Source organism: Dietzia sp. B44, from assembly GCF_014145245.1.
Lineage (GTDB): Bacteria > Actinomycetota > Actinomycetes > Mycobacteriales > Mycobacteriaceae > Dietzia > Dietzia natronolimnaea.
Genome location: NZ_JAALEF010000099.1, coordinates 1 through 1,979, shown reverse-complemented (window position 1 = coordinate 1,979; position 1,979 = coordinate 1). Strand labels below are relative to the sequence as shown.

2 protein-coding genes are annotated in these 1,979 nt (G+C 71.6%); both read right to left on the bottom strand.

The features are described 5' to 3' along the window. A partial coding sequence (locus G6017_RS04160; protein ID WP_347237942.1) for a TIGR03089 family protein occupies window positions 1–419 on the bottom strand: 419 nt, incomplete at its 3' end. A 37-nt stretch (window positions 420–456) separates the two neighbouring features. Further along, window positions 457–1,929, bottom strand: coding sequence for an LCP family protein (locus G6017_RS04155; protein WP_182616066.1), 1,473 nt, complete (start codon window positions 1,927–1,929; stop codon window positions 457–459). Between the last annotated feature and the right edge of the window lie 50 nt (window positions 1,930–1,979).

The following is a 1,979-nucleotide window of genomic DNA, read 5'->3' as shown; positions in this document are numbered from 1 at the left end:
AGGTCGACGACGCCCGGGGGGACGTCCACGCCGACCGCGGCCAGCGGGCGGCCCATCGGGTCGGTGGTCATGAGGAGCGTCTCGACATCGGTCGGGTGGCGTTCCAGGCGGTCGGCGGTGGTGATCACCGCCACGGCGTCGTCGGCCGGCCCGGTCCGCACCTCGGCCCCCGCCCACCAGACGCCAAGGAGCACCCCGGCGGTGAGCCAGTGGGCCGGCAGGTCGCACACCACGACGTCACCCGGGGCCACGCCCACCTCGTCCCGCAGGAGCCCGGCGATCTTGGCGGCCCAGTTGGCGGTGGAGGTCACGGACAGCTCGATCCGGGACGGTGCTCCGAGGTCGTAGTGCGTGACCAGCGGGGCGCCCGGGTCCGCTGCGAGGAGCGGCTGGAGCACGGTGTCTGCGGCGGTGTTCACGGGTCGTCCTCCGGACGGTCGGTCGGGTGCGGCTCGGTCAGTTCACACAGGGGACGTCCGAACCACCGGCGTCGAAGGTCGGACGCTGCGCGATCGACGGTGGCAACGGGGCGTAGGTGGTGGTCTCGGGGGAGTAGGACTCGGTCGCGGAGGCGTCCCCCGTGGGACCGCTGTAATCCTCCGCCAGGACCACGCGGACCGCCCCGGGGGGCACCGCGGGATCCACCTGGACGGGCAACCCGCCCAGCGCGTCGGAGACCGCGAACGCCGAGGGGTCGTCGGCCGAACCGGCGGCGACGTGGGAGGTGTACGCCGCTGCCGGATCGGTGAGCAGGTCCCCGACGGCGTACCCGAGTTCGGACAGGGAACCGGAGACCCGGGCCGCCAGACCGTCGATCGCGGTGGTGTTGACCACCGAGACGGTCACGGCGGCGGGGTCCACCCCCGGGGTGCCGGTCTGCTCCTGCTCCTCCTCCACGTCGTCGGTACTGGCGAATCCGCCGACGAACTCCGCGACCTGGTCGGGGTCGACGGTGACGATGGACTCGCCCCACTCGGTGAAGGAGTCGATGCTCGTGACCGGGATGGTCTCGAACCGCACGTTCCCGCCGCTGATGTCCTGGAGCTTCATCGCGAAGTCCACGAAGTCCCAGTTCTCGTCGATGACGAACGACCGTCGGGCCGCGTCGACGAGCGCTCCGAGCTTCGTCGGGTCCGCGAGGGTGCCGGCGGACAGGGTCTTCTTGACCAGCTGGGACATGAACGCCTGCTGGCGGACGATCCGGTCGAGGTCGCCCGCGGGCAGGTCGTGCCGCTGACGCACGAAGCTCAGGGCGTCGGAGCCGGACACGGTCTGGACCCCGGCCCGGAAGTTCGCGCCGGACAGCGGTTCGTCGACGTCCTCGTTCAGGCACACCGGCACGCCACCGACGGCGTCGGTGAGCAGGACGAATCCCAGCAACCCGATCTCGGCGTAGTGGTCGGCCTGCACGCCGGTGAGATCGCGGACGGTGTTGATCAGCCCGTTGCGGCCGGCCTGGACGGCGTCGCGTTGGTCCTGCTCGGTGAGCGCACCGTCGGGGTCGTTCGCCACGGCCTGATCGAGGTACGTCTGCTTGTATCCGGCGTAGACACCGTTGATCTTGCTGCCCCCGATGTCCCGGGTCTCCACGTAGACGTCCCGGGGGATCGAGATCGCGGTGGCCGAACTCCCGTCCTCCGGGATCCGGATGAGCAGGATCGTGTCCGTGTTCTCGCCCTCGTCCTCGCCGGTCCGGACGGTGGCGAGTTCCTCCTGGCTGAGCGCGTTGCCCTGGGCGTCGGTGCGGTTGTCCGTCCCCACCAGGAGGATGTCGACGGCGCCGTCGAGCCCGCCGTCCCCCACGTCGAGACCTCCGGCGGAGGACAGGTCGGAGCTCAGACCGTTGAACAGCGACCAGCCCACGCCGGTCACCAGGAGGCAGAACACGGATGCCAGAGCGGCGAGGGTGCGGGCGATCCGCGAGCCCAGCGGGCGGGAGGGGGTCGCGTGGCGCCGACCGCGCCCGGGGGCGGGTGCGC